Raw genomic sequence first — 7124 nt, forward strand, 5'->3', positions numbered from 1 at the left:
TTTATAGCGGCTTCCTACTGGAGAGTGTCCTTGACCTTTTGGTTGGCGCTGCTAACATACCGTCCAGTCGGTCGGTTTCGACCGGGAGTGTCCGGGGAGTCATATGTCCAAAATCGACAAAACTGCAATTGTCCGTGCCGCGGAAGAGGTGGTACGGGAGAGGGGCGCGCGCAAGCTCACGTTAGACGCTGTCGCCGCCAAGTGCGGCTTGAGCAAGGGCGGGCTGCTGCATCACTTCAGTAGCAAGCAGGTACTGCTGAAGGCCATGGTCGAGAAGGCCATTGAGCGTGAATTGCAGATCGCCGCCGAGTTCACCGACGATCGCCCGGGAGCCGGGCAGGGAGAGCTGCAACCGCGGATTGATGCGCTGTTCGTGATGATGGAGGACGAGAAGAGCCTGCCTCGCGCGCTCCTCGCCGCCGTCGCGGAGGACCCCAGCCTGCTGGAACCGATCAGGGCCAAGGAGGCCAAAATTCGCCGGGAAGCCTGCGGCGCTTCAAAAGACCCGGAGCTGGCGCAGATACTGCTGTTTGCCGCGCGTGGCCTATTCCTGGGTCGAGTGCTCGGTGTGATGGACCCCGAAGACCCGGTCTTTGAACGCATGCGCAAGCGGCTGTTGGCACTGGCCGCGGAGGTCGAGTGATTTTTACCCCCCGTCTTTTTCTTTGAGAACTGGTTATGAAACTCTTCGGTAATTCCCGTTTCTGGCTGCTCGCTTCCCTATTGGCCGTCGCATCCGGACTGGTTGGCTGCGATGGTTCCGAGGCCGATGAGCAGAAGGAGGCCCCGGTATGGCCTGTGAAGATAGCGACGATTTCCAATGCCGGAGATATCGAGGAGAGGCAGTTCGCCGGCCGGGTGCGGGCCGTACAGACGCTCGACCTGTCTTTCCAGGTTGGGGGAAAGTTGAACCAGTTCAACATGACGGAAGGGGAGATTGTTCCGAAGGGCACACTGATCGCTTCTCTCGACAGCCAGGATTTCAACAGACGGGTCAGGGAGGCCGAGGTCAATGTCGAGCTGCTGGAAAAAACCGTTGCCCGGCAGCGGTCCCTGGCGGAGCGCAATGTAATTTCCAGGCAACAACTGGATGAAACCGAAAGCAACTTCAGCCTGGCCAAGGTCGCACTTGAGAACGCGGCACAGAACCTCGCGTATACACGGCTGCAGGCGCCGTTTGATGCGCTGATCACCCGACGGCTGGTCGAGAACTATACCAACGTGCAGTCGGGGCAGGGCATCGTTCGGCTGCAGGATGTATCCGAAGTGCGCATTGAGGTTTCAGTCCCGGAGAAGCTGCTCGCCACCATTGACCGGGACCATGTTAAATCCATCACCGCGTCGTTTGAGTTTTTGCCGGGTAAGGAGTTTCCGCTGGAGTACCGCGAGCATCAGGCAGAAGCCAATAGCGTGACGCAGACTTATATCGTCGAGCTGGGTATGCCGCGGCCCGCAGACGTGCAGATACTTCCCGGGATGACCGCCCGGGTAAATCTCAAGCTCCATCAGGCTGGTCGCACATACCGGGTTCCTCTGTCAGCCGTGCAAACCGATGCGGATGGCTCTTCTTTCGTATGGCGAATAAACGGTGATCAGTCTGTCAGCAAGGCATCGGTACTGCTCGGCAGCACCGACGGCGATTCTGTGGAAATCACCCGGGGTATTGAGTCGGCGATGAACATCGTCGCTGCCGGAGGGCAGCACCTATATGAAGGTGCAAAAGTTCGCAACTACAGGCAGTGATGGGGAGCCGCAGTGAAGATCTCTGATATTTTTATCAAGCAGCCCGTATACAGCTGGCTGTTGATGTTGATCTGCCTTGTCGGTGGACTCTGGGCCATTGCGGATATCGGTCGCCTGGAAGATCCCGCATTCACTATCAAGGAAGCGCGTGTCTTTACTGCCTATTCGGGAGCCAGTGCCCGGCAGGTTGAGGAGGAAGTGACCGAGAAGCTGGAGGTGGCGATTCAGCAAATGGGCCAGCTCAAGCGCATCACTTCCACCTCCCGCCCGGGTATGTCGGAAATTCGCGTGGAAATGGAGGATCACTACGACTCCAACGAACTGCCGCAGATCTGGGATGAGTTGCGCCGCAAGGTGCGCGATGCCCAAAGCGATTTACCCAGTGGCGCCATGGCCCCGCTAGTCAATGATGACTTCGGCGAAGTGTTCGGTATCTATTACGCGATCACCGGCGACGGTTTTTCCCGCAGTGAGATGCGGGAAATCACCAAGTCTATCCGCCGTGAACTGCTCGCTGTCGAGGGGGTGGCTAAGGTTTCGCGTTCGGGCGTGATCGATGAAGTCGCCTACCTGGATATCGATGAGTCGCGGCTGTCACAATTGGGTTACTCACTGGATGACCTGGCTCAGGTATTGCAATCGGAGAGCTCCACCGAGCAGGCCGGTGAGATCGGGGGCAAGGACCTGCGTACACGGGTTGTGGTGGATAACCAGGCCAATGACATGGAGGCTATCCGCAATATTCTGATTGGCGTTCCGGGCTCCACCGCTCTTCTCTCTGTGGGCGATATCGCCAGCATTTCACTGGGATACGATGAGAACCCGGATTTTATCGTTCACTATAACGGTTTGCCGACCATCCTGATCGGAGTGGCCGGTGCACAAAATACCAATATTGTCGATGTCGGTACGCGGGTCGAGGAGAAGCTCACACAATTGAAGCAGGGGCTGCCGCTGGGCGTCGAAATACAACCTGTTTACGAGCAGCACAAAGTGGTGGCGGACAGCGTCAACGGTTTCCTGTTGAACCTGGTGTCCTCCGTGGTCATCGTTACCCTGGTACTGTGCCTGTTTATGGGCTGGCGCTCCGGTGTGGTTGTGGGTGTGGTGCTGGGGCTGACCGTGATGGGCACGGTGCTGATCATGAACCTGCTCGGCCTGAACCTGCAGAGAATCTCCCTGGGGGCGCTGATCATCGCCATGGGCATGTTGGTGGACAACGCGATCGTGGTTGCCGAAGGCATGCTGATGGGCGTGGAGAAGAAGGAGTCGCCGCGGAGCGCCGCCAGTCGTGTGGTGCGGCAGACATTCTGGCCGCTGCTCGGGGCCACAATTATCGGCATTATGGCTTTTTCCGGCATCGGCCTTTCCGACGATGCCACCGGTGAATTCCTGTTTTCCCTGTTTGCCGTAATCGGACTATCGCTGCTGCTGAGCTGGGTTCTGGCGATTACCATAACACCGTACCTCGGCTTCCATTTGTTCCGCCCCGGAAAAGGCACGGAAGCGGACGACCCGTATGCCGGCAGGTTTTATCGCATGTACGCGAATGCCCTGTCCGGTGCACTCGCGCACCGGGGGCGTACTATTGCGGTCCTTGTGATCGTCACCCTGGTCAGTTACTTTGCCTTTGGCTTAGTTAAGCAGGGCTTTTTCCCCAATTCCAATGCGCCGCTGTTTTACGTGAATTACCGCATGCCCCAGGGTAGCGATATCAACAGGACCGAGCGGGCCCTGCATGAAGCTTCAGAGTACCTGTTGCAACAGGACGAGGTACAATCGGTCACCGCTGTTGCAGGCCGGGGCGCCGATCGATTTATGCTGACCTACGCTCCTGAACCTCCCAATCCCTCATACGGCCAGTTGATCGTACGCACGGAAACCCGCGAGCAGATACCGGCGCTCATCGAGCGTACAAAGCAGGAGTTGCGCAATTCACACCCGGAGGCGCTGGTCACCTTCAAGAGGCTGGTATTCGGCCCCGGGGGCGGAGCAGACGTGGAGGTGCGAATCTCCGGAGCGGATTTCAATACCCTGCGGCAGTTGGCGGGCGGTGTACAAGACATATTCAGGAGTAAGGACCTGGAGGACGTGCGCCACGACTGGCGTGCCCGGGAACCGCTGATCAAGGCGCACCTGGACGGGGAAAAAGCACGTGTTGCCGGTATCAGCAACAGCGATATCAGCCGTACCCTGCAGTTTGCCACATCGGGGTATCGCGTAGGCAGCTATGAAAGTGGGGACAGGATGATTCCCATTGCCGCCCGACTGCCGGCAGGGGACCGCAACCAGCTGGGTTCATTGCCGGATCGGCTGGTGTGGAGCCCGAACCAGAAAGATTATATTCCCGCGGGACAGCTGGTGGAGAAGTTTGAGACCACGGCGGAGGAGGGGCTTATCCAGCGCCGCGACCGGGTGCCTACTGTCACCGTCAGCGGCACGGCACCACAAGATGTTACCGCCATGGCTGCATTCAAAAAAATACGCTCCGACGTTGAAAATATCGCGTTGCCGCCCGGTTACAAAATCGAATTCGGCGGAGAGTTCGAGCGCTCTTCAGACGCACAGGCATCGCTCGGCAAAGGCTTGCCGGTCGGTTTCCTGATCATGATCCTGATATCGGTGCTGCTGTTCGGTACCCTGCGCGAGCCGTTGATTATCTGGCTGGTGGTTCCCATGAGCCTGGTGGGTGTGGTGGTCGGTTTGTTGGTATCCGGCTTGCCGTTCGGGTTTATGTCCCTGTTGGGCGTGCTGAGTCTCTCGGGAATGCTGATCAAGAATGCCGTGGTGCTGGTGGATGAAATTGAAGTGCAGACACGGGAGGGCCTGCCACGCCTGACCGCCATCGAGCGGGCCAGTGTCAGCCGCCTGCGGCCGGTGTTCCTCGCCGCGGTCACAACAATACTGGGTATGTCGCCGCTGCTTTTTGATGCCTTCTTTGCCGATATGGCTGTGACAATTATGGGTGGACTGGGGTTTGCCACCATTTTGACCCTGATTGCGGTGCCTGTGCTTTACGCGATTTTCCACAAGATCAGGCAGAGCGAAGTAGAGCGGGGCAACGCCTCCGCTCAACTGGAGAATACCCCGCATAAATCGGTCGAGCCCGAGCTGCTATAAATGCCTTTAGTTACTATATCAGGGGAGCAAATTGGGCGGTACTTTCACCGGACGCATGTTTGTCTTGTACTGGGGACGATTGTCTATAGAGCCGAATGAGAAGATATGACCGGAGACAGTGGGGTCGGACATGTTTTCCCTCTGCCAGTCATAGAAGAACCGGTGGTAATGGTGTATCCAGTACCCGTCATCGCTGCTTATCTGATGCAGGTTCCATTCACGCTCGTGATAGAGCACGCATTCGTCGTTGTCCGCCGGATCCCAACTGGTCGGCGTACAGAAACCGCCGAAGTTATAGCGATAGCGACGTATTAGCATATTGCCCTCGCCATTGATCAACCAAAGGCCAGGCATTACAGAGTACTCGCTGTCTTCAAGTGTGCCGTTTTCATCCATGTCATAGGTTGAAACTGTTAGAGCCGTACCGTTATCGTTTACTTCGAACCAGAAATGATTGAGCGGCTCGAAGAACGAAAACGGATAACGGTAGATTCCGGGAGCAGACAGCACAGTCCAGGAGGGCTCTTCCTTGAGTAGCAGAAAGCTGTTCCGGGTAAAGACGCCTGCGCTCTGGGTTGTTTTCAGGTTGACGCTGGCAATTTCCTGGTTCTCAGAAAGAAAGACCAGATTTGCGCTATCACCATTGGCATAGCTAATCTGCAGGCTACCATCGGCGGCAATCATCCAGCTTGCATTTTCCTCGGAGGTGATCAGCGTTCCATCGCCATTATAGGATTCAACGGTGACCGAGGCTGTACCTCCCTGGCCTGGGCTGCCGGAAAAAGAGATCTTTGAAGCATGTACTTCCAGGGAGGCGCCGGTGCCGTCTACGGGACTGCTAACCACTCCCGTGGTGACGGATCTGGGCACACTGTAGTCCACACCCAACTGCAAAATTTTAGTGGCGTTGACTCTGTTCTCAGACTTGAGAGCGGTGCCGGTAGTCAGCGAAACGACGGGCGAGGTGTCAGGATATTCTCCATCCGGGTAGTGGGTGTAACTTTCAATATCGAGCAGAAGCACATCGCTCAACTTTCCCAGGGAAAGCCAGCGTAAGTTGTTGATACGGGTAACGGTTTGCTCGTGAACTGATTTGCCGAGATCGCCATCCCAAGGGTGTGCGTCGCTTGATATCAGTTCCAGTCCTTCGAAACTTACACCACTCTCCCCTAGAGACCAGTTGAAGGCACTTTCGTCAAGCTTGGCACTCATGGTGCCGTCGCCACCGGGATTCAGTACTAGACGGCTGCCGTTGAAAACACCGGTAGAGCTTGTTTCAGGCGTTGTGAAATAATAGATGTCTGCAACATCGCTTTGAATAGATTGCGACAGCACCAGGTTGGAATCGCTGGCAATCGCTGCTTGTGTGTTGTTCCACAGATCGGGGTTGGTTGATCTCGCATTCACACCATGCGCTGCAGAGATTTCCAAATCACCGGCAAAGGCGTAGGTATCTGTCGATTCCGATGGCAGCCTTAGGTCTGGGTCATCGGGGTATTCCATGGCAAGGATGATGGAGGTTGCGACAGCGAATACGACTTCGGAGTCGATCATTTTTGCGGCGGATTCCAATGCTGTCTGATCGGAATGGCGCTGACTTAAGCGTAACTAATTGAAAGATAAGAGGAATTTTAGAGATTCATAAAAGAAGGCTGGTTCCGTGATAGGCTAATTGCGCCTAAACAAAACACCAACCACGGAGGGCCAGCCTGTATGAATCCTAACCAGAAACATGCGAGCATTCAACAGTGCCGGACGCGCAAATACGCAAGCTGTACCGACTCCTACGATTTCTTCAACTTGCTAACCGGCAGGGAGCTCTTTGAGGTGGTTGAACAATTGCTACCGGAGCATCGGGAAAGAACCTTTCCACCGACGGAAACGCTATCCATGTTTCTGGCACAAGCGATGCACGCCGATCGGTCCTGTCAGAACATTGTCAACCAATCTGCCATTGCCAGGCTAACCGGTGGGCTCCCATCCATCAGTACCAATACAGGAGCCTACTGCAAAGCGCGTCAGCGGCTGCCGGTGGAAATAATTTCGGAGCTGGTTTGTTTTACCGGAAAGCAGTCGAGCGATAAAGCGCTTGAACAATGGAAATGGCGTGGCCGTCCAGTGAAATTGATTGACGGCACCACGACGACTATGCCGGACACCCCGGAGAATCAAGAAGTTTTCCCCCAGCAAAGCGCGCAGGAACCGGGGCTAGGCTTTCCTATTTGCCGTATAGTCGGTGTTATATGCCTGGGCAGTGGAAC

The 7124-nt window shown here is 56.0% G+C and carries 5 protein-coding genes; 4 read left to right on the plus strand and 1 reads right to left on the minus strand.

What is annotated here, in order from left to right:
- Positions 1-103 precede the first annotated feature (103 nt).
- From FHS09_RS06110 to FHS09_RS06120, 3 genes are read left to right on the plus strand one after another with little or no spacing between them, the layout of a single operon-like run.
- Complete coding sequence (locus FHS09_RS06110; protein ID WP_183457774.1) at positions 104-643, plus strand: TetR/AcrR family transcriptional regulator; 540 nt, start codon at positions 104-106, stop codon at positions 641-643.
- 35 nt (positions 644-678) lie between these two features.
- Entirely contained in the window at positions 679-1743 is a 1065-nt protein-coding gene (locus tag FHS09_RS06115) for an efflux RND transporter periplasmic adaptor subunit (protein WP_183457776.1), read from the plus strand.
- Between the two features lie 12 nt (positions 1744-1755).
- A complete protein-coding gene (locus FHS09_RS06120; protein WP_183457778.1) occupies positions 1756-4863 on the plus strand; it encodes an efflux RND transporter permease subunit in 3108 nt (1035 codons plus the stop codon).
- Positions 4864-4881: 18 nt separating this feature from the next.
- Here FHS09_RS06120 and FHS09_RS06125 read toward each other — a convergent pair whose 3' ends face one another.
- The gene (locus tag FHS09_RS06125) at positions 4882-6417 is read right to left on the minus strand and encodes a hypothetical protein (protein WP_183457780.1); all 1536 of its coding nucleotides are present in this window, start codon (positions 6415-6417) and stop codon (positions 4882-4884) included.
- Positions 6418-6576: 159 nt separating this feature from the next.
- Between FHS09_RS06125 and FHS09_RS06130 the strand changes: the two genes are divergently transcribed.
- A partial coding sequence (locus FHS09_RS06130; protein WP_484502649.1) for a transposase occupies positions 6577-7124 on the plus strand: 548 nt, incomplete at its 3' end.

It is taken from the genome of Microbulbifer rhizosphaerae, from assembly GCF_014191725.1.
GTDB lineage: Bacteria > Pseudomonadota > Gammaproteobacteria > Pseudomonadales > Cellvibrionaceae > Microbulbifer > Microbulbifer rhizosphaerae.